Below are 20,234 nucleotides of genomic sequence, written 5' to 3'. Positions count from 1 at the left end.
TTCTGCACTCAAGTTCCCCAGTTTCCAATGACCCTCCACGGTTGAGCCGTGGGCTTTCACATCAGACTTAAGGAACCACCTGCGCGCGCTTTACGCCCAATAATTCCGGACAACGCTTGCCACCTACGTATTACCGCGGCTGCTGGCACGTAGTTAGCCGTGGCTTTCTGGTTAGGTACCGTCAAGGTACCAGCAGTTACTCTGGTACTTGTTCTTCCCTAACAACAGAACTTTACGACCCGAAGGCCTTCTTCGTTCACGCGGCGTTGCTCCGTCAGACTTTCGTCCATTGCGGAAGATTCCCTACTGCTGCCTCCCGTAGGAGTCTGGGCCGTGTCTCAGTCCCAGTGTGGCCGATCACCCTCTCAGGTCGGCTACGCATCGTCGCCTTGGTGAGCCATTACCTCACCAACTAGCTAATGCGCCGCAGGCCCATCTATAAGTGACAGCGTAAACCGTCTTTCCATCTTCTCTCATGCGAGAAAAGAACGTATCCGGTATTAGCTCCGGTTTCCCGAAGTTATCCCAGTCTTATAGGCAGGTTGCCCACGTGTTACTCACCCGTCCGCCGCTAATCTCAGGGAGCAAGCTCCCATCGATTCGCTCGACTTGCATGTATTAGGCACGCCGCCAGCGTTCGTCCTGAGCCAGGATCAAACTCTCCGAAGAAATGTTTGACTTGCTCATTTGCTTTTTTGATAGTGTGTGCTCACTTAAAATTTAACGTTGGCGCTTTGTTTTGTTCAGTTTTCAAAGAGCAATTTGTTCGCTATCTCTCTTAGCGACTTTAATATCTTAACATCTTATCACCACTTCGTCAATAACTTTTTTTAAAAAAAGTTTTTTTCATTCTTTTTCAAAAGCTATTACGTTGCAGCAACTTTTATAATATACCAGCGTATAAACCAATAGTCAATAGATATTTTGAATATAAATCACATTTAAATATCATTACTGATTCCACTCGGATAAATTCGTTTTCCCCCTCATATACATTAGGCATTCCTCCTCGGTGCTCACCCTTTTAAACAACCTGAAAAGAATGTTATATTTCTCGTTTATTGCCCTTTTGACTAAGTGATCGATTCTGTCATCCTGCAAATCGAATAGTATTTCATCCATCTCTCTTTTTAAAAGGTACTCCAATTCCATCTTTTCCTTGTCATTAATCAATAAACCGAGCATGGTTCACACCTCCATCAGAAAGCTTTCCCCATTCCCATCAATTTTATGAATTTTCAACTGATTTTTTTGCATAACAATAATCCTCGCGCATAAATATGAAGACAAGAGTACTTTGGACAAGGGGATGGATTAATGAAATTTTTCATGGTGCTTCAAGCCAAGAACATCAAATATTATTCGTTAATTTTGCTTACGGCACTTTTTACCGCTTGGTTTCTTTTTGTACAAAACATTCTTCATGCCCCCGTTTTTTCTACAGAAGATGGGCCGAAAGCGGTTTATAAAGGGGAAAAGAATGTTGCGATCACGTTCAATATTGGCTGGGGTGATGAGAAAGCCGCTCCAATAATAGAGACATTAAAAAGAGAAAAGATTAAATCCGCCACTTTTTTCCTTGCGGGATCTTGGGCTGAACGTCATCCGGACATAGTGGCTGAAATTGTGAAAGAAGGATATGAAATCGGCATGCTTGGTTACGATTATAAGGATTATTCCGAAATGGAAGATCAAGAAATCATCCGGGATATTTCTAAAGCCCAGGAAGCATTTAAAAAACTTAATGTAAAGAATATAGAACTTTTACGTGCTCCCACCGGTCACTTTGATAAACGCCTCTTAAAGATCAGCAAGAATTTCGGATATACCGTTGTCCATTGGAGCATCGATTCAAAGGATTGGACCAATCCAGGTGTGGATCGGATCGTTCAGAACATCACCAAGGCACAAAAGGGTGATATCATCTTATTACATGCTTCAGACTCAGCAAAACAAACGAATAAGGCTTTACCGGAGTTAGTAAGTGAACTTCGATCAAAAAATTTAAACTTCGTTAACGTTTCTGAGATGATTTCCAATTCATCAGCAAGCAGTGAGGAAATCCGCTGACTGAAAAAACTGCGTACTAATGGTCTCCAAAACCTTTAGTACGCAGTTTTTATGTTTTGACTTCCTTATGTATGGACCGACTTACAAATAGGTTAGCTGCCTTTACCTAGTTCACCGGCTTTCATCTTTCCCTTTGCCGGAGTTTGCTTACTCCCTCTTTTACTGGCCAATTCCCTTTGTGAACGTTCAATCAATTTGCTAAGAACCAATAATTGATAAGCATTGCAGACTAGCAACGGAAACAGCATGAAGTAAAGCCAGCTTTCATCATTGGCACTTAGGACAGGTATCCACTCCAAAACCGTGACCACGACCATGAAAAATAAGGCCGGTATGAACGACTGTTTATTCGTTTGTTTCATTTTGAAATAAGCTGTAATAAGCCCCGCGGCCAAAACAACCAACGCTAACACGATGTAGGAACTGATCCCCTCGCCTGAACCAAAGCTGAGATATCGCAGGTAAACAAGATCGAATACAACAAAAAGAATGAGTACAAGTTGAACGGCATTCCATAAGGAAGCGCTTTTAAATATCCCCAGACCAAAACGATGTATCGTTAAATAGGCAAAAAAGCCGGCTTGGCTTATGACACTAAAAATTAATCCAACACCGAATAACCAAATAAAAGTTGATAGGATGGCACTGACTTCAAAAGAAGAAAAATAAGGCTTAAACTCACTCCACCGAGCCAAGAACCCTACAACTCCGCCCGTTACACCACCTATAAGCAATGTTGTTAAAAACAATTTAACTAAGTTACGGCTGTTCATTGTTTTCCTCCATACATTTCTATTTCATTTCCTTAATTGTACCAACCAAATTTGGAAAAATCCACTTATTCCACCAAGGAATAATATCGCCGATTGGAACCATATTAACAATAAGAAGGATGAAAGGGGCCCTGCGTATGAGAGTGGGAGTTGCTTTGCTTTTCACGTCATTCTTACTCGTTTGTTCCGGTTGTGCTCAAAACGGAGCAGGCGCAGAAAAAATGGAGTATGAAGAGACAAAGAAAATGGTCGTCGATATCTTGAAGACAGATGATGGAAAAAAAGCCATCCAGGATATCATTACTGATGATAAAACGAAAGCTGAACTTATTATGGATTCGGATGCCATTAAGAAATCCATTGAAGATATTGTCACTTCAGATAAAGGGAAGGAATTTTGGAAAAAGACATTTAAGGATCCCGAATTTGCTTCCGCTTATGCTAAAGCATTAGAAGATGAACATAAAAAGGTATTGAAGGACTTAACTGCTGATCCTCAGTATCGTGGAATGCTCATGGAAATAATGAAAGAACCCGATATGGAAAAAGAAATGAATAAATTATTAAAAACAAAGGAAATGCGGTCGGTCTATAAAGAGCTGATCATCGAAACCATGGAGAGTCCTCTCATTCAGGCGAAAATGCAAGAGAAATTGGATAAAGCAGCCACTAAAGCGGTAGAAAAGGAGAAAAAGTAAAAAGAATGAAAAGAAGGCTGATTCCAATCGGAATCAGCCTTCTTTTCATTGTAGTTTTTCAATGACCTTTTTGGCAATATCTTCATAAATCCTGCCGAGTCTATGGTCCGCTGCGTAAATGGATGGAGCAAAGTCCTCTTCGTTCCAATCTGGCTGTTGCAGGGGAAGTTGACCTAAAACTTCTGTACGAAGCTCTTCTGCAAGCTTCTTGCCGCCGCCTTTTCCAAATACATACTCTTTTTCACCGGTCGTTTTACTTTCGAAGAATGACATATTCTCTATGACACCGATGACTTCGTGTTCTGTCTTGATGGCCATGGCACCAGCTCTTGCCGCAACGAAAGCTGCAGTCGGATGCGGTGTCGTAACGATGATTTCTTTACATGAAGGGAGCATCGTATGAACGTCCAAAGCAACATCGCCTGTACCCGGCGGTAAGTCAAGGACCAGATAGTCCAAATCTCCCCATTCCACTTCATTAAAGAAACTGTTAAGCATTTTACCCAGCATCGGTCCTCTCCAGATGATCGGCGCGTTATCCTCTACAAAAAAGCCCATTGAGATAACTTGAACGCCAAACCGTTCTACAGGAATGATTTTTTCCCCGCGAACAACCGGTCTTTTTGTTATCCCCATCATATCAGGTACGCTGAAACCATAAATATCGGCGTCAACCAGCCCGACCTTTTTACCCAAACGAGCAAGTGAAGTAGCGAAATTCACTGAAATCGTGGATTTTCCCACTCCGCCTTTACCACTGGCGATCGCGATGAATTGTGTTTTGCTGTTAGGTCCAAGCAAACCTTGGTCCGCTTCATCCTGAGGAATGCTTTCACGATGCTTGGCTAACTCCTCTTCTGAAAGCTCCGTGAAGCGGATACCTACCGATTCCGCTCCGTTCGTTTTCAGCAAGTCCACAACTTCCGATTGCATTTGCATTTGTTCGGCAGTCCCCGTTTTCGCAATCGCAAGTTTAACGCTTACATGATTCTTTTCAGGTTTTATTTTGATTTCTATAATTCCATTTGTCTCTTCAAGGTTTTTATGTAGAAAAGGGTCTTTAAGATCCTTTAATAAATTCAGTACTTTCTCTTCTGTTAACAAGTCGAGCACCCCTTTGAATTTTATTTTCCCATTTTTCAGTATAACATATTACGGTAAGAAAGCTTATTATCTGCCCCGCATGCGAAACCTGATGATTTCCCCATTATAAAAAGGCCTTGTACCTTACAAGACCCAGACATCACTCTTCATCCGATAGTTTTTCCTCTGTAAAGTACCGTAAAATACCCATATAAATCGAACTGGCAACCTTTTCTTGATACTTATCACTGATAAGGCGTTCCCTTTCCTCGGAATTGGAAAGAAATCCAATTTCCACAAGCGCTCCCGGTTTCTTGGCATAATTCATCAAATACACATGTTTAATCGTTTTTGCATCACGCTTTGTATTTTCCAGGTTTCTTATGATTTCAGTCTGAATGAATTTTGCCACCTGTTCATTTTCCTCAAACCTGTTTGTATAAAAGGTCTGGGCACCTTTCGATGACGCTGATGGAAAAGAGTTCAAATGAATGCTTAAGAATAAGTCCGCTTCCGAATTATTGATCATTTCAACCCGATTCCGTAAGTCTTCCTGTTTCCGCAGGCGGATCCCCTTTGTATTTCCCTGTGCCAAATCCTCATCCTTCTCACGTGTCATGATGACAAGGGCACCCTGTTCCTGTAAATAGTCCCTGACCTTTAATGAAACGGAAAGGGCAATTTCCTTTTCCATAACCTCTTGTACATTTGCCCCGCCGTCCATTCCCCCGTGACCTGCATCCAGAATGATGACCTTACCTGACAACGGAAGGTTCCAGGAGTCCCAAGAATCATCTTCAACAAATTTAAAAGTCACAATTAAAAAAAGGACAAACAATCCCATAGCGATCCCTGTATATTTCAGCTTTTTGCGCATGACCGTTCCCCTTCCATGATCTCTCTACTAAAAAGTATGGGACAAACCATGAAATTAGAACAAGGAATGGGATTTTGCCTTCTTAATGCAGTTTCATTTTATATCGTTTTTCTCCAGTCTTAAAGCCGTCCAGCCACCAATCCCCAACAAACCCTTCACAACAATAAAACAAACCTTCATCGAAAGCGTTATTCGCTGTAACTTCCCGCCAATACAAAATAAAGTTAAAAAGAGTATCGACTAAAAACCTCTCTTCCTTCCAGCACCTGGACCTTACATCTTCTTCCGACTCACCATAATAGCCAAACTTACTATAGTTTGCTCCTAATAAATAAGCCTCGATGGCAACATCAAAGTAGCCTTCCTCCAAAACATCCATCAAATCCTGTCCGAAGTAACGCTGAATCCTCCCCTTCATATCCTCGATAGAAAGTTCCCTGAGCAGCCTACGTTCGAACCTCAATTGCCTTTCCCTTTGCATCTCCTGTAAACCTAATATCACAGCCATAATTCACCTCCGGGGCAATTCCCCATTTCCCAAAATTATTTCCCAAGACATAATTTTAGTTTTAGCGTTCTATTTTGAACCATTCATTTATTCTATTGGCAAAAAATAATGAGGATAGGTTCGGCAGGTACTTGAAAAAGCATATCGATATGCAATATGGTAAGAAACCTGTTAAAGTACAGACCGCACAAGAAACTTAATGTTAGAAAACTAGAGTTTTCTCCACTAACCCGCCACTCAGGCAGCTACCCGAGGCTGACCTTGCCGACTTGGGTCGCTCACTGCGCATGTCTCTTTGACCTTGATCAATACTGATTATTCATGTCGTGTTCTTCCTTAAACTTAAGCGAGCCATCCTCTATGACAACTTCAGGCTTTGTGGTCTATTAAGATAAAAAGGACATCCATGGTTAACGGATGTCCTTTTCTCAAATGATAAAACATTTTATAATAGCGAATTCATTTAATACCCGCTTACTTAGCAGGATGTCTTTTTAAACTGCCTAAGGTTCAGAGCGCAGTACAACATCCAAAGGTGGTGCAACACAAAGTTTGAAATGGCTTCCTATTTTTGTTTCACTTTATATCTGTCCAGCTCTTTTCTTTAATCGACCAGCAAGTGGCACTACAATTATTCCAGCTATTACGACCTGCATCACGTTTCCGGGGATGGAGCCAAATGGCTGTATCCAGTTACCATAAAGAATAACTTCGACAAAATAGTAGCCGACGATTTTAATAACCAATGCAACGGCAACGGCCATAGTGTATACCAATTCTCTTTTGCCCGGTACCTTTTCGGATATAAGGCCGGCTAGAAAGCCCATTGCTCCTACGATGACGAATGTAAACGGTGCCCATGCTGCCCAACCAGAGAAAAGATCGAAGAAGGCCATACCGAAGGCGCCTGCTATCGCTCCTGTTTTTTTGCCATAAACCAAAGCAGCTATAAAAAGGGGAACGTTACCCAGATGGATCAGGCCGCCGTTACCCATTATTGGGAGCTTAATGTTGATGAACATTGTCGCTACAAGGGTTAATGCAATGAATAGCGCATTGATGACCAAGGTTTTTGTTTTAGTTGTTTCAATCGGTGAGTATGTTGAATTCATATGAAGTCCTCTTTCTTTTTTAAGTATTATCATACTCCTAAACAGGAACTTAATAAATATGGATTTTACAAAAAATTCTGTATTACATAAATAAACTCATGTGTAAACAAATGGAACATAACCATCACCAACATCTGAAGCCCCCTCACCGCGGCGTTTCATTTGCATTGAGTCTGGAAGACTGGGATGGATGGCATGATATGGTCTTATTATTTTCCGGGCATAAAAAAGACTTAATGAAATTCAAGATTCTTTCAAACGGTATTGGAATCATTGCACTCTGTACATTAAATAAATTTGGTTGGCAATATAATCCGAACTAAAATGAAGCCCCTTTCTTAACCACCATATTATAATGCCTACCAATGAGGCCGTTTTAATATCAATGTCAACATAATCAGCAGGTAAATCCTTCTCAGTATTCTTCCTTCTTATTTCTACCAATTGCTTTAATAATGAAAACAATTGTTCCTCAAACTGATTCGTCTTAAATAAAATAAGTAAATAATTTCGATGAATATATAAATAATCAAGTAATTGAGTTAGCTGTTGTTTTTCTGATAAATCTTTTGCATGTATTAAAGCAAAAATTTTATCAGAAAGCTCATTTAAAATCTCATCGGTGATTTGCGTTACTAAATCTTGAATATCCTGATAATGCAGGTAAAATGTTGTCCGGTTTAATCCTGCTTTGGCTGCGATTTTCTGAACCGTTAAATTTGAAATAGCAGGGTCCTCGGATAAGAGAGCAATGACAGCGTTCTTAAACATTTCTCTTGACCGAATTGTACGAGGATCTTCTTTCTTAGGAATAGACATTTTTAACTCCTTTATAGATTTTCTTTGACTTTCTCAACAGCGTATATCCCTATGTCGATTAGTGAACATTTTCAAGAAAACTGTTCATGGTAAGCAACATATATTTTTGTTACCATCGATTTTATCGACACGTTGTTGAGAATGCAAGTCAAAAATAAAGGAGTTTACGAATGAGTAATGATATAACAGAAAGAAATAAAAAAATTTTATTAATTGTACTGATTGCTGGTTGTTTTTTATCAACATTAAATCAGACTTTATTAAATGTTGCATTGAGTGGTTTAATGGACGTATTTCATGTAACTGCTGCAACTGTACAATGGTTATCAACAGGATTTATGCTAGTGAACGGTGTTTTAGTGCCGATTACAGCTTTTTTAATGAAACGGTTCACAACAAGGCAGCTATTTATTAGTTCGATGTTCTTTTTGTTAATCGGATCTGCACTTTGTGCATGTGCGGAGAATTTTGGCATGCTGTTAACGGGAAGAATGATTCAAGCAATTGGTGCCGGGATTATAATGCCTCTAATGATGACAGTTATTTTATATTTATATCCTAGCGAAAAGCGTGGAAGTATTATGGGGACAATCGGCTTTGCGATAATTTTTGCTCCAGCCATAGCTCCTACATTATCTGGTTTTATCATTGAATATGTTTCATGGAGATGGTTATTTATTGGGTTAACCCCATTTATAATAATCGTCATTGTTCTAGCGTTCAAATATTTAATGAATGTTGCAGAGACAACAAAAGCAAAATTAGATATCACAAGTGTCATTTTATCAACGATCGGTTTTGGCTGCATATTATTTGGATTTAGCAGCGCAGGAAGCAAGGGGTGGGATAATCTCGTTATCATTACTACAATAATCGCCGGAATAATCGTGACGGCTCTATTCTGTTTACGTCAAATGAAATCCAGCGATCCATTATTAAATTTATCTGTATTTAAGTACAAAGTTTTCACGCTCACATCTTTCCTCAATGTACTAATTACGATGATTATGTATGCGGATTTAATTCTTTTACCAATTTACTTGCAGAATGGACGAGGTTTTACACCATTTGAAGCAGGTTTACTGTTATTGCCTGGAGCTGTGATTAATGCCTTCTTGTCCCCTGTCACTGGTAAAATGTATGATAAATATGGTGCTAAACCACTCTTTATTACAGGTTTAGTATTTATCATTGTTTCGATGTGGGGAGTCATAGATATAAACGAATCCACAACCTATATCTATTTAATGGCCCGTACCATTATATTACGAATTGGATTAAGCTTTATTACCATGCCTTTAAATACAGCAGGGCTGAATGCTTTACCAAGAGAATTGGGTTCCCATGGTTCAGCTGTAAATAATACCATTCGCCAATTGTCAGGTGCTATTGGAACAGCAGTTGTCATCACAGTGTATACAATGCAAGCAACTTCACATGCCTCTGAGCTAACAGTGCAAAATGAAAACATTACAGCAATACAACTAGAGGCATTAGCTTCTACCTTCGGCTCAAGTGATGCTTATGTTTTTATGTTAATCCTATCTTTTGTGGCGTTAATTTTTGCATGCTTTATGCCGAAAAAAGCCGCAATTAAAAAAAGTGAAAGTGAATCCCCTAACTAAAATCGTTAACAATACGTTATTTAAAATAAAGCATATCTGGGATGTCCCGGATATGCTTTATTATTTTTAATATATAAGTTCACGGAGCGTGATGTGATCAAAATCTTTTTCCGGACAAAAAAAGACCCCCAACCAAAATGGTTGAGAGCCTTTCGAAACGGTAATAGAATTAACGTTTTGAGAACTGAGGTGCACGACGTGCGCCTTTAAGACCGTATTTTTTACGCTCTTTCATACGTGGGTCACGAGTTAGTAAACCAGCAGTTTTAAGAGATGGACGGTATTCTGGATCAACTTGTAGCAATGCACGGGCGATACCGTGACGGATTGCTCCAGCTTGACCAGTGTATCCACCACCGCTAACGTTTACTAGAACGTCGTAATTTCCAGTAGTTTCTGTTGCAACTAGTGGTTGGTTAACAACTTCACGTAATGCTGCGAAAGGAATATATTCATTAATGTCACGACCGTTAATAACGATGCGACCTTCGCCTGGTACTAAACGTACACGAGCTACTGAGCTCTTACGGCGACCAGTACCATAATATTGAACTTGTGCCAAGATAGTAACCTCCTTAGTAATTATCCGCGTAATTCGTATACTTCTGGTTGTTGAGCAGCGTGTGGGTGCTCAGCTCCAGCGTATACGTGTAATTTTTTGTAGATTTGACGACCAAGAGAATTCTTTGGAAGCATACCTTTGATAGCAAGTTCAAGCATTCTCTCAGGGTAGTTTGTACGCATTTCAAGAGCAGTTCTAGTTTTAAGACCGCCTGGATGCATAGTGTGACGGTAGTAAATTTTGTCTGTCAATTTTTTACCAGTCAAGTGGATTTTTTCAACATTGATAAGAATTACATGATCACCAGTGTCAATGTTCGGTGTAAAAGTTGGTTTATGTTTACCACGTAAGATGGATGCTACTTCAGTAGAAAGGCGACCTAAAGTTTTGCCTTCAGCGTCAATCACATACCATTTACGTTCTACTTCATTAGCTTTCGCCATAAATGTCGTACGCATGGTTAACCTCCTAAAAAACTTTTTAATTTTTTATATTTATTTTCAATCACAATAAACTTCCGGGGCTTATCGTGGGATTAAAATACATACCATATTATATTAACTTCTCCCAGATTCATTGTCAAGGGAATGTTACACTAGGATAAGTTGTCTATAAAACACTCTCTGCAACTCCATGAAAAGGTCAGTATAGCGACAAACCGCTCCATTACTGATTCCATCCCGTTTTCCAGTTGTAAAAAAACTGGTATCACTTCGAAAATATTTTTATTTGTAAAATACTTTCCATAAATATAAGCCTTGGGCTGGCGCTGTTTTCCCTGCAAAACTGCGGTCCTTTTTCTCCAAAATCCCGCTCATGTCACGGGGTGACATCTTGCCGCTGCCGACATCCAGTAGCGTCCCAACCAGGATACGGACCATATTATACAAAAAACCTTCGCCAACGAAGCGGAAAACCATGAAATCATCGCTCTCTTCAAAATCCATTTCTTTTATGGTTCGAACTTTATCGACCACTTCCGTTTTTGCCGAACAAAAACTTGTAAAGTCATGTGTCCCTATCAAATAGGAGATTGCTTCCTTCATCGCCTCCCCATCTAATGGGTAGGGATAATGATAGGCGTAATTCCGCTTAAACGGATCCCGTAGTTTCGAACGGGCTATGATATAACGGTACTCTTTCCCAGTCGTATGAAACCTCGCATGAAAATCGGCAGGCACGATATCGACTTCCAGAACGATGATATCGGTCGGAAGAAGGGCGCTGAACGCCTTTACCCAGTTTTCAGTAGGGAATGTAAGGGGCGAATCAAAGTGAAGTACTTGCCCCTTTGCATGGACCCCTGAGTCTGTCCTGCCTGAAGCAGTCACTTTTATAATTGTGCCTTTATGCATTTGGGCCAAGACTGCCTCGAATTCACTTTGTATGGTGCGTTTCTCTGGCTGCACCTGATAACCAGCAAAATCCGTGCCGTCATAAGCGATCACACATTTATATTTTGGCATAGTTCTCTTCCTTATTATGAACGTAATAAAAATAACATGAGCGTTAGAACACCTATTGAGACCATCAAAAGACTATCACTCGTCTTCCAGTCCAATTGGCGATATTTCGTGCGGCCTTCCCCGCCACGGTATCCTCTTGACTCCATGGCAGTTGCCAACTCCTCCGCCCGTTTGAACGAACTGACAAATAAAGGAACAAGCAGCGGTACAATCGATTTAACCCTGTCCTTTATCGGGCCAGATGAAAAGTCAACGCCCCTTGCAGTTTGGGCCTTCATGATTTTTTCCGTTTCCTCCATTAGCGTTGGAATGAATCGAAGGGCAATGGACATCATCAATGCCAGTTCATGTACAGGCATCTTCCACTTTTTCAAGGGCCCCAACAGCTCTTCCATCCCATCTGTAATGGATATCGGGGATGTCGTCAAAGTTAAAAGTGACGTAACAAGGATTAGTAAAGTAAATCTAACGGATATGAAAAAACCTTGAATCAGACCGCCTTCATAGATTTCAAACCAACCGTATTCAAAAAGCAATTCCCCTTCTTTCGTAAACAATATATGGAGAAGGAATGTAAAAACGATCAAGAAAAAGATTGGTTTTAACCCATTATAAAGATAGCGAAGCGGTATTTTGGAAAGACTGATCAAAAGGATGGTGAATACAGCAAGCAACCCGTAAGAAACGACATTATTCGCCAAAAAGACGACACAAACGAACAGGAACACGAGGAGCAATTTAGCCCTTGGGTCCATCTTGTGCATCAGTGAATTTGCAGGGACATAACGCCCGATGATCATTTTATCCAGCATCAGCGGTTCCCCCGTTTCATGGCTTTATCTATTTCTATCGCTAAATCACCGATATTAAGACATGGATGATCAAATCGAACACCAAGTTCCTTCTGGAGCTTTAGCTGAAAACGGACCGTATCAGGAACATCCAGGCCAAGCTCCATTAATTGTTCCGGCTCTGAGAAAATTTCCTGGGGGGTTCCTTTTTTGAACACCGTACCCTTATGCATGATAATGATGTCATCCGCATACTTGGCTGCATCCTCCATGCTATGTGTCACAAGAATCGTTGAAATGCCCCTTACTTTATGCAGATCATAAAACATATCCATGATTTCTTTGCGTCCTCGCGGATCCAATCCCGCAGTGGGCTCATCAAGCACCAATACTTCGGGCTCCATGGCAAGTACCCCAGCAATGGCCACCCGTCGCATTTGTCCGCCGGATAAGTCGAATGGTGATTTTTCAAGAATTTCCTCATCCAATCCGACTTGCGCGATGGCTTTCCTGGCCAGTTTCTTAGCATCGATTTCAGAAACGCCAAAATTCATAGGTCCGAAACATATATCCTTTTCAACCGTTTCATCAAATAACTGATGTTCCGGAAACTGAAAAACAATTCCGACCTTTTGTCTTATTGGCCGCAAAGCCTTTTCTTTTCTTCCGGCTTCAATCGTCCGATCCCCAATGAAAACCCGACCCTTCGTCGGTTTTAAAAGAGCATTCAAATGTTGCAGTAGCGTGGATTTCCCGGACCCTGTATGCCCGATGATTGCGGTATAGGTTCCCGGCTCCATTGAAATATTGACATCATGAAGGGCTAGATGTTCAAAAGGAGTATTCACCTGATAGCGGTATTCTACATCATCGAGTGTAATTCGCATAAATCCTTCACCAACTCTTCCTCTGTCAAATGCCCATCAACTACACGAACACCATTTTTTTGTAACTCCTTGGTTAGTTTCACTGAAAAGGGAATATCCAGACCAAGAGCAATCAATTCATCCTCTAACTCAAAAATAACCTGAGGCGGTCCTTCACGATATAACCGACCTTGGTTCATCACTATCATTCGATCAGCTTTCGCAGCTTCCTCAAGATCATGGGTGATTGATATGACAGTGATCTCGTTTTCCTGTTTTAATTCCCTAACTGTTTCAAGCACTTCTTCACGGCCTCTTGGGTCAAGCATGGAGGTTGCTTCATCTAAGATGATTATGTCTGGCTGCAAGGCTATTACACCTGCTATGGCCACTCTTTGCTTTTGACCGCCGGATAGATGGTGCGGCTCTTGATTAAGAAAGGCATTCATTTTAACCTTATTTAACGCACCATGAACACGCTCCACCATAACCTGCTGAGAAACACCGGCGTTTTCTAAACCAAAAGCCACATCATCCTGAACTGTAGTGCCTACAAATTGATTATCTGGGTTTTGAAAAACCATGCCAATTTTCTGGCGTACATCCCAAACGGATTCTTCTGTCAAAAGTTGATCATTAATCGTAATGGTACCTGAGTTAGCGAACTGAAGACCATTCAGTAACTTCGCTAATGTCGACTTGCCAGAGCCATTATGTCCGACAATCGCAAGCCACTCCCCCTGATGAATATCAAAAGAAACATCATCCAAGGCGTTTCGAGACTGACCCTCATATTTAAAAACAATATTATTTAAAGAAACCAGCTTCTTCACCGTGTGGGCCTCCTCATCCTCGACTGCACTCGTCTAATCTAAACTCTGCTCACTCAATATAAATATAGTAGTTTTTCCTTCTGAAAATATAAAAAAACGCTGCACCCCTTCCACCGAAAGAATTTTCGGTAAATTAAGAGCAGCTAACAGCGGGCCTGTTACGAAAAACAGGTTATCTTATAATCGCTTATCAAAAGCGGGAAGGGATGCTTGAGCTAGACGTGAAGGCTCCCTGAACAATCCAGGTTCCGCCAGCCATCGTAACACTCAATGCGAATTTCTAAATGACAGAATTTCTATTTTAAAAAAAGAAAAAGGGCATAGAACAAGTGAGTATATTCATTTGTCCCGCCCTTTTTCATCGTTGTTATTAAACTAATTCAATAACCACGACTGGTGCACCGTCACCGCGGCGTGGACCAACTTTCATGATACGAGTGTATCCACCTTGACGTTCTTCATAACGTGGAGCCACGTCACTGAATAGTTTTTGAAGGGCATCTGTGCCATTCTCAGCGTCAGCGATTTCGTTACGGATGAAAGATGCAGCTTGACGGCGTGCATGCAAGTCACCACGTTTACCAAGAGTGATCATTTTATCTACTACAGAACGTAATTCTTTTGCACGTGCTTCAGTAGTTTCAATGCGCTCATGGATAATAAGATCCGTAGCTAAATCACGAAGTAATGCTTTACGTTGTGCGCTAGTGCGTCCTAACTTTCTGTAACCCATTAGAGATTCCCTCCTTTGTTGAAGTTCTATATTGTGTGTCTATAACAAGGCTCACAACATAATGGATTGATCCGCCATGTTATCAGTCGTCTTTACGAAGACCTAAGCCTAATTCTTCTAGTTTCGCTTTCACTTCTTCAAGTGATTTACGTCCTAGATTACGTACTTTCATCATATCTTCTTCCGTTTTATGAGCTAGCTCTTGAACGGTATTGATTCCAGCACGTTTCAAGCAGTTGTAAGAACGAACAGAAAGGTCTAATTCTTCGATCGTCATCTCAAGAACTTTTTCTTTTTGATCTTCTTCTTTTTCAACCATGATTTCAGCATTTTGAGCTTCATCGGTTAAACCAACAAAGATGTTTAAATGCTCTGTTAAAATCTTAGCTCCAAGTGCTACCGCTTCTTGCGGACCAGTACTGCCATCAGTCCAAACATCGAACGTTAACTTGTCAAAGTTAGACAACTGTCCAACACGTGTATTTTCAACTTGGAAAGATACGCGTGAAACTGGAGTGTAAAGAGCATCGATTGGAATTACACCAATTGGCTGGTCTTCTCTCTTGTTTTGAACAGCAGGAGTGTAGCCGCGGCCGCGACGTGCAGATAAACGCATACGCATATGACCGTTTTTACCAATTGTAGCAATATATAAATCCGGATTAAGAATTTCTACATCACTATCATGAGTGATATCAGCAGCCGTGATGACTCCGTCACCTTGAACGTCAATTTCCAGCGTCTTCTCTTCATCAGAGTAAATCTTAAGAGCTAGTTTTTTCACATTAAGAATGATAGATGTTACATCTTCCACGACGCCTTCAATTGTTGAGAACTCATGTAGCACTCCATCAATTTGTATAGCTGTGACAGCAGCACCTGGGAGTGAGGATAAAAGGATACGACGTAAGGAGTTACCCAATGTAGTACCATACCCACGCTCTAGTGGCTCTACGACGAATTTACCGTATTTGGTATCGTCGTTGATTTCAACCGTTTCGATTTTTGGTTTTTCTATTTCGATCATCAATAAACCCTCCTTCAAAACGTCAAAACCCCGGCAAGTAAACGAAGTCACTTAAACCGAAATTCCCCATGTATACGTTCCCGCTGTGCGCAACAACTGAAAATTAATCCTCTGTAAGAACGCAAACTCAGTATTATATCCCATTATTGACAGGAATACAAAATCTATACAGAAAAATTAAACACGGCGACGTTTTGGTGGACGGCATCCGTTATGTGGAACTGGAGTTACATCTTTAATTGCAGTTACTTCTAGGCCAGCGGCTTGAAGTGCACGAATAGCAGCCTCACGTCCAGCACCAGGTCCTTTAACTGTAACTTCAAGAGTTTTCATACCATGTTCAATTGATGTTTTAGCAGCTGTTTCAGCAGCCATTTGTGCAGCGAATGGAGTGGATTTACGAGATCCACGGAATCCTAGAGCTCCAGCACTTGACCATGAAATAGCATTACCATGAGAGTCAGTGATCGTAACGATAGTGTTATTGAATGTTGAACGAATATGAGCAATACCAGTTTCTATATTCTTTTTCACACGACGTTTACGTGTATTAGTTTTACGTGCCATGAAAAGTAACCTCCTTTACTAATTATTTTTTCTTGTTAGCTACAGTACGACGAGGTCCTTTACGCGTACGAGCATTGTTTTTTGTATTTTGACCGCGAACAGGAAGACCACGACGGTGACGTAAACCACGGTAAGAACCGATTTCCATTAAACGTTTGATGTTTAGGGAGATTTCACGACGAAGGTCGCCTTCTACTTTAAGCTTGTCAATGATATCACGAATTTTGTTCAATTCGTCTTCCGTTAAGTCACGAACGCGAGTTTCTTCAGAAATGCCTGCTTCTGCAAGAATCTTAATCGCTGTTTGTTTTCCAATACCATATATATATGTTAATGAGATAACAATCCGTTTGTCACGGGGAATATCTACTCCAGCAATACGTGCCATGCTTGAGTGCACCTCCTTCTATTTAGCCTTGTTTTTGTTTATGTTTAGGGTTTTCGCAAATAACCATAACTTTACCTTTTCTGCGGATAACTTTACACTTTTCGCAGATTGGTTTGACTGATGGTCTGACTTTCATTGCTATCTAACCTCCTTATACAGATCGGAGCGTAACCGGATTATTTGAACCGGTATGTGATTCTGCCGCGAGTTAGATCATACGGGGAAAGCTCAACCGTAACTTTATCTCCAGGCAAAATGCGAATAAAGTGCATACGAATTTTACCGGATACATGAGCTAAAACAGTATGACCATTTTCTAATTCTACCTTAAACATTGCATTTGGCAAAGTCTCTTGTACTGTGCCTTCTACTTCAATTACATCATCTTTCGCCATTAAAGTGATTCTCCCTTCTCTATGCGTGAACCTATTAAAGGTACACATCTTTCCGTCAACATTACTACAGTCCAATTATCCTCATAAGTCTTACAATTCTGCATCAAGTATTCACCATTTTGTAGAACCAGGCTTAAACTGAGGACCTTTATCAGTTGGACCGAAATGAGGATTTTATGGGTCCTCATGTAAGTCTTGACCGATTCCGTGACCGACATACTCTCGAAATAGAGAAGCAATTAGTCTCGACATAGGTTTGAATAGCATGGGAGATGTTTGAAAGGCGCACGCCTGACATAGCTTCTTTCAACCCTCTATATCACGACTCTTTAGGAATCCCAATAGAGTCACTGCATTTCTTCATCAATTTTGCCGACCGGATATGTCCATGAAGATCACTTAAAAAGTAATCGCCCAATTCAGGGAATACCAAGTACAAGAACCTGATTAATAAATGTGCGAATGCTCTCGCGAAATCCATTATACCCTTTGTATTATAGGAATGCACCAAGTTTAATAAGTAAGTTATAAAAATGGTATGAATTTCATAAATCAATACGAATGATTAATTTTGTAAAGCACCAAGCAACACATCGATATTTTCAAATACCTTATTAATATCTTGCTGTCCGTTAATGTTGACCAAGTATCCTTTGTCTCCGTAGAAATCAAGAAGTGGTTTGGTTTGTTTCAAATTCACATCTAAGCGATTTTGAACCGTTTCTGCATTATCGTCGGCACGTTGATATAATTCTCCGCCGCAGCGGTCGCATACATCATCTTTAGCAGGAGGATTGAATACAAGATGGTATGTCGCACCACATGATTTGCAAATACGACGTCCTGTCAATCTTTCCATTAAAATGTTTTTATCAACATCGATATTAATGACAAAATTTATTTTGCGATCTAAATCAGTTAGAATGCTTTCAAGTGCCTCTGCCTGTGCCACAGTACGTGGAAATCCATCAAGCAAAAATCCTTTTAGGCAGTCTTCCTTGCTTAAACGTTCACGAACGATGCCAATGGTAACTTCATCAGGTACCAATTCGCCTTTATCCATGAATGATTTCGCCTTTAGACCTAATTCTGTTCCATCTTTGATAGCTGTTCGGAACATATCTCCAGTAGAAATATGAGGGATATTATATTTTTCTACGATTTGTTCAGCTTGAGTGCCCTTACCAGCACCCGGCAGACCCATTAACACTAGATTCAATTTTCTTCCCCCTCAAACTCTATAATGGGTAAAGGGAACAAGCCGTTCCCAAAACTCATTACTTTATAAAGCCCTTATAGTGTCTCTTCACAAGTTGTGATTCCAGCTGCTTCATCGTATCAAGGGCAACCCCCACTACGATCAGCAAACTGGTACCGCCAATCTGTGCAGATTGAGGTAAATCAGCAAGCTTAATGAAAAATACCGGTAAAACGGCAATGATGGCTAAAAATATAGAGCCTACAAACGTTAAACGGTATAAAACACGTGTTAAATATTCTTGTGTACTCTTACCTGGACGAATCCCCGGCACATAGCCACCTTGCTTTTTCAAATTCTCAGCCATTTGTTCAGGGTTAACCTGAATGAATGCATAAAAATACGCAAAAGCAATGATAAGAGCAACATATATGATCATACCAATTGGCTTGGTGTAATCAAGATTTGTTGATATCCAACTAGTCACGCTGTTCTTTCCAAAGAAAGAAGCGATTGTAGTGGGAGTAATGATAAATGCCATTGCAAAGATTACCGGAATAACCCCCGCAGCATTTACTTTCAATGGTAAATGAGTAGACTGGCCACCCATTTGTGTACGACCTACAGCAGCACGTTTCGCATACTGAATAGGAATTTTTCGTAATGCCTGCTGAATGAAAATAACAGCAACCACGATTGCTAATACTGCTAAAACAATGAGGATAATCGATATGATTCGCAAGAATAATTGATCACCGGCATTTTCAAATTGTTGGGCGTAAATCTGATTTGCCGTATTTGGCAAACTAGCTACGATACCAGCAAAGATTATGACGGAAATCCCATTACCCACACCCTTAGCAGTGATCAGCTCCCCTAACCACAAAAGAAAAGCTGTTCCTGCCGTTAAGACAGTCGCAATAAGCAAGTATGTTGCAATTCCAGGATTTTCAATCAACTGGCCACCTGACATATTATTGAACCCATAAGACATACCAACTGCTTGGATGAATCCTAGGATAATAGTGAAGTAACGAGTGAATTGAGCTAATTTACGGCGCCCTGCTTCTCCTTGTTTAGACCATTCAGTGAACTTAGGAACAACATCCATCTGTAACAGCTGAACGATAATGGATGCCGTGATGTACGGCATGATACCCATCGCTAATATAGAAAAGTTTTGCAGCGCTCCGCCGCCAAAGGTATTTAAAAGACCGATGACGCTCAGCTGGTCCTGTTCAGCGAGAAAATCGGCATTCACATGCGGTACAGGTATAAATGTACCGATGCGATAGACGATTAACATTAGAAGGGTAAAAATAATCTTATTCCTTATTTCACCCACGCGCATAAAATTGGAGATCGTGCGAAACATTAGATCACCTCTGTATTACCGCCAGCAGCTTCGATAGCTTCTTTAGCAGTAGACGAGAATTTGTGAGCTTTAACAGTAAGCTTTTTCTCAATGCTTCCTTTGGCAAGAATTTTGATTCCTGCTTTTTCTTTACTTACAACCCCAGTCTCAAGTAAAAGAGCTGGTGTTACTTCAGTACCGTCTTCGAAAAGATTTAACGTATCAAGGTTCACGATAGCATAGTCTTTACGGTTGATGTTGGTAAATCCACGTTTAGGTAAACGTCTGAATAGAGGAGTTTGACCCCCTTCAAATCCAAGACGCACACCGCCGCCGGAGCGAGCGTTTTGTCCTTTGTGTCCTTTACCTGCTGTTTTACCGTTACCAGATCCAATACCGCGACCTTTACGTTTACGTTCTTTACGAGAACCTTCTGCAGCTTTTAACTCATGAAGTTTCATGTTGGCACCTCCTTGTTAAGTTAAAAAT

The 20,234-nt window shown here is 40.6% G+C and carries 25 protein-coding genes and 1 rRNA gene (1 of these 26 cut by a window edge); 3 read left to right on the top strand and 23 right to left on the bottom strand.

The window, feature by feature from the left end; genetic code table 11:
• Together AC3ISB_RS00925 and AC3ISB_RS00920 are read right to left on the bottom strand one after the other, a co-directional pair.
• Window positions 1-669, bottom strand: a 16S ribosomal RNA gene (locus tag AC3ISB_RS00925); it reaches 882 nt to the left of the window's first position.
• A 282-nt stretch (window positions 670-951) separates the two neighbouring features.
• Window positions 952-1,185: a hypothetical protein gene (locus AC3ISB_RS00920; RefSeq protein WP_098373550.1), complete on the bottom strand. Its 234-nt coding sequence runs from the start codon at window positions 1,183-1,185 to the stop codon at window positions 952-954.
• Between the two features lie 132 nt (window positions 1,186-1,317).
• Between AC3ISB_RS00920 and pdaB the strand changes: the two genes are divergently transcribed.
• On the top strand, window positions 1,318-2,070 hold the full coding sequence (pdaB, locus tag AC3ISB_RS00915) for a polysaccharide deacetylase family sporulation protein PdaB (protein ID WP_141994045.1): 753 nt from the start codon (window positions 1,318-1,320) through the stop codon (window positions 2,068-2,070).
• Between the two features lie 92 nt (window positions 2,071-2,162).
• On the opposite strand, the gene AC3ISB_RS00910 is transcribed toward pdaB, so the two are convergent.
• A complete protein-coding gene (locus AC3ISB_RS00910; protein WP_141994046.1) occupies window positions 2,163-2,843 on the bottom strand; it encodes a KinB-signaling pathway activation protein in 681 nt (226 codons plus the stop codon).
• 137 nt (window positions 2,844-2,980) lie between these two features.
• Between AC3ISB_RS00910 and gerD the strand changes: the two genes are divergently transcribed.
• On the top strand, window positions 2,981-3,541 hold the full coding sequence (gene gerD, locus AC3ISB_RS00905) for a spore germination lipoprotein GerD (RefSeq protein ID WP_141994047.1): 561 nt from the start codon (window positions 2,981-2,983) through the stop codon (window positions 3,539-3,541).
• Between the two features lie 45 nt (window positions 3,542-3,586).
• On the opposite strand, the gene AC3ISB_RS00900 is transcribed toward gerD, so the two are convergent.
• The 5 genes from AC3ISB_RS00900 to AC3ISB_RS00880 all read right to left on the bottom strand — a co-directional run bounded on the left by AC3ISB_RS00900 (window position 3,587) and on the right by AC3ISB_RS00880 (window position 7,940).
• Window positions 3,587-4,645, bottom strand: coding sequence for an Mrp/NBP35 family ATP-binding protein (locus AC3ISB_RS00900; RefSeq protein ID WP_141994048.1), 1,059 nt, complete (start codon window positions 4,643-4,645; stop codon window positions 3,587-3,589).
• 139 nt (window positions 4,646-4,784) lie between these two features.
• Window positions 4,785-5,501, bottom strand: coding sequence for an N-acetylmuramoyl-L-alanine amidase CwlD (gene cwlD, locus AC3ISB_RS00895; protein ID WP_141994049.1), 717 nt, complete (start codon window positions 5,499-5,501; stop codon window positions 4,785-4,787).
• A gap of 82 nt (window positions 5,502-5,583) precedes the next feature.
• Window positions 5,584-6,009 (bottom strand): DUF2521 family protein, encoded by a 426-nt coding sequence (locus AC3ISB_RS00890; RefSeq protein ID WP_141994050.1) that lies wholly within the window; start codon window positions 6,007-6,009, stop codon window positions 5,584-5,586.
• A gap of 581 nt (window positions 6,010-6,590) precedes the next feature.
• Window positions 6,591-7,121, bottom strand: a complete 531-nt coding sequence (locus AC3ISB_RS00885) for an ECF transporter S component (RefSeq protein ID WP_098373557.1) — start codon at window positions 7,119-7,121, stop codon at window positions 6,591-6,593.
• A 270-nt stretch (window positions 7,122-7,391) separates the two neighbouring features.
• The gene (locus tag AC3ISB_RS00880; protein WP_430098367.1) at window positions 7,392-7,940 is read right to left on the bottom strand and encodes a TetR/AcrR family transcriptional regulator; all 549 of its coding nucleotides are present in this window, start codon (window positions 7,938-7,940) and stop codon (window positions 7,392-7,394) included.
• A 170-nt stretch (window positions 7,941-8,110) separates the two neighbouring features.
• Here AC3ISB_RS00880 and AC3ISB_RS00875 point away from each other — a divergent pair, with 170 nt between their 5' ends.
• Entirely contained in the window at window positions 8,111-9,565 is a 1,455-nt protein-coding gene (locus AC3ISB_RS00875; protein ID WP_141994052.1) for a DHA2 family efflux MFS transporter permease subunit, read from the top strand.
• 169 nt (window positions 9,566-9,734) lie between these two features.
• Here the strand turns inward: AC3ISB_RS00875 and rpsI are convergent, their stop codons facing one another.
• The 15 genes from rpsI to rplO form a co-directional block, all read right to left on the bottom strand.
• Window positions 9,735-10,127 (bottom strand): 30S ribosomal protein S9, encoded by a 393-nt coding sequence (rpsI, locus tag AC3ISB_RS00870; RefSeq protein WP_034304957.1) that lies wholly within the window; start codon window positions 10,125-10,127, stop codon window positions 9,735-9,737.
• 20 nt (window positions 10,128-10,147) lie between these two features.
• Window positions 10,148-10,585: a 50S ribosomal protein L13 gene (gene rplM / locus AC3ISB_RS00865; protein WP_034304960.1), complete on the bottom strand. Its 438-nt coding sequence runs from the start codon at window positions 10,583-10,585 to the stop codon at window positions 10,148-10,150.
• A 267-nt stretch (window positions 10,586-10,852) separates the two neighbouring features.
• Complete coding sequence (gene truA / locus AC3ISB_RS00860; RefSeq protein ID WP_480340456.1) at window positions 10,853-11,593, bottom strand: tRNA pseudouridine(38-40) synthase TruA; 741 nt, start codon at window positions 11,591-11,593, stop codon at window positions 10,853-10,855.
• Between the two features lie 14 nt (window positions 11,594-11,607).
• On the bottom strand, window positions 11,608-12,405 hold the full coding sequence (locus AC3ISB_RS00855) for an energy-coupling factor transporter transmembrane component T family protein (RefSeq protein WP_480340455.1): 798 nt from the start codon (window positions 12,403-12,405) through the stop codon (window positions 11,608-11,610).
• Window positions 12,405-13,271 (bottom strand): energy-coupling factor ABC transporter ATP-binding protein, encoded by an 867-nt coding sequence (locus AC3ISB_RS00850; protein WP_098373562.1) that lies wholly within the window; start codon window positions 13,269-13,271, stop codon window positions 12,405-12,407. Before AC3ISB_RS00850 ends, AC3ISB_RS00855 begins: the two co-directional genes overlap by 1 nt.
• Window positions 13,247-14,083, bottom strand: coding sequence for an energy-coupling factor ABC transporter ATP-binding protein (locus AC3ISB_RS00845; protein WP_141994053.1), 837 nt, complete (start codon window positions 14,081-14,083; stop codon window positions 13,247-13,249). Before AC3ISB_RS00845 ends, AC3ISB_RS00850 begins: the two co-directional genes overlap by 25 nt.
• 370 nt (window positions 14,084-14,453) lie before the next feature.
• Entirely contained in the window at window positions 14,454-14,816 is a 363-nt protein-coding gene (gene rplQ / locus AC3ISB_RS00840; RefSeq protein ID WP_034304973.1) for a 50S ribosomal protein L17, read from the bottom strand.
• An 82-nt stretch (window positions 14,817-14,898) separates the two neighbouring features.
• Complete coding sequence (locus tag AC3ISB_RS00835) at window positions 14,899-15,843, bottom strand: DNA-directed RNA polymerase subunit alpha (RefSeq protein WP_034304976.1); 945 nt, start codon at window positions 15,841-15,843, stop codon at window positions 14,899-14,901.
• A 177-nt stretch (window positions 15,844-16,020) separates the two neighbouring features.
• Window positions 16,021-16,410 (bottom strand): 30S ribosomal protein S11, encoded by a 390-nt coding sequence (rpsK, locus tag AC3ISB_RS00830; RefSeq protein ID WP_028390438.1) that lies wholly within the window; start codon window positions 16,408-16,410, stop codon window positions 16,021-16,023.
• Window positions 16,411-16,432: 22 nt separating this feature from the next.
• Window positions 16,433-16,798: a 30S ribosomal protein S13 gene (gene rpsM, locus AC3ISB_RS00825; RefSeq protein ID WP_063235804.1), complete on the bottom strand. Its 366-nt coding sequence runs from the start codon at window positions 16,796-16,798 to the stop codon at window positions 16,433-16,435.
• A 22-nt stretch (window positions 16,799-16,820) separates the two neighbouring features.
• Window positions 16,821-16,934, bottom strand: coding sequence for a 50S ribosomal protein L36 (gene rpmJ, locus AC3ISB_RS00820; protein ID WP_003156543.1), 114 nt, complete (start codon window positions 16,932-16,934; stop codon window positions 16,821-16,823).
• Window positions 16,935-16,974: 40 nt separating this feature from the next.
• Entirely contained in the window at window positions 16,975-17,193 is a 219-nt protein-coding gene (infA, locus tag AC3ISB_RS00815; RefSeq protein WP_028390440.1) for a translation initiation factor IF-1, read from the bottom strand.
• Window positions 17,194-17,758: 565 nt separating this feature from the next.
• Window positions 17,759-18,412 (bottom strand): adenylate kinase, encoded by a 654-nt coding sequence (locus tag AC3ISB_RS00810; protein ID WP_098373564.1) that lies wholly within the window; start codon window positions 18,410-18,412, stop codon window positions 17,759-17,761.
• A gap of 58 nt (window positions 18,413-18,470) precedes the next feature.
• Window positions 18,471-19,766, bottom strand: a complete 1,296-nt coding sequence (secY, locus tag AC3ISB_RS00805; RefSeq protein ID WP_098373565.1) for a preprotein translocase subunit SecY — start codon at window positions 19,764-19,766, stop codon at window positions 18,471-18,473.
• Window positions 19,766-20,206: a 50S ribosomal protein L15 gene (gene rplO, locus AC3ISB_RS00800; protein ID WP_034304982.1), complete on the bottom strand. Its 441-nt coding sequence runs from the start codon at window positions 20,204-20,206 to the stop codon at window positions 19,766-19,768. Before rplO ends, secY begins: the two co-directional genes overlap by 1 nt.
• Window positions 20,207-20,234 lie beyond the last annotated feature (28 nt).

It is taken from the genome of Peribacillus sp. GL_122 (assembly GCF_057835005.1).
The sequence above is the reverse complement of the archived record's forward strand: the minus strand, read 5'-3'. Positions and strand labels throughout refer to the sequence as shown.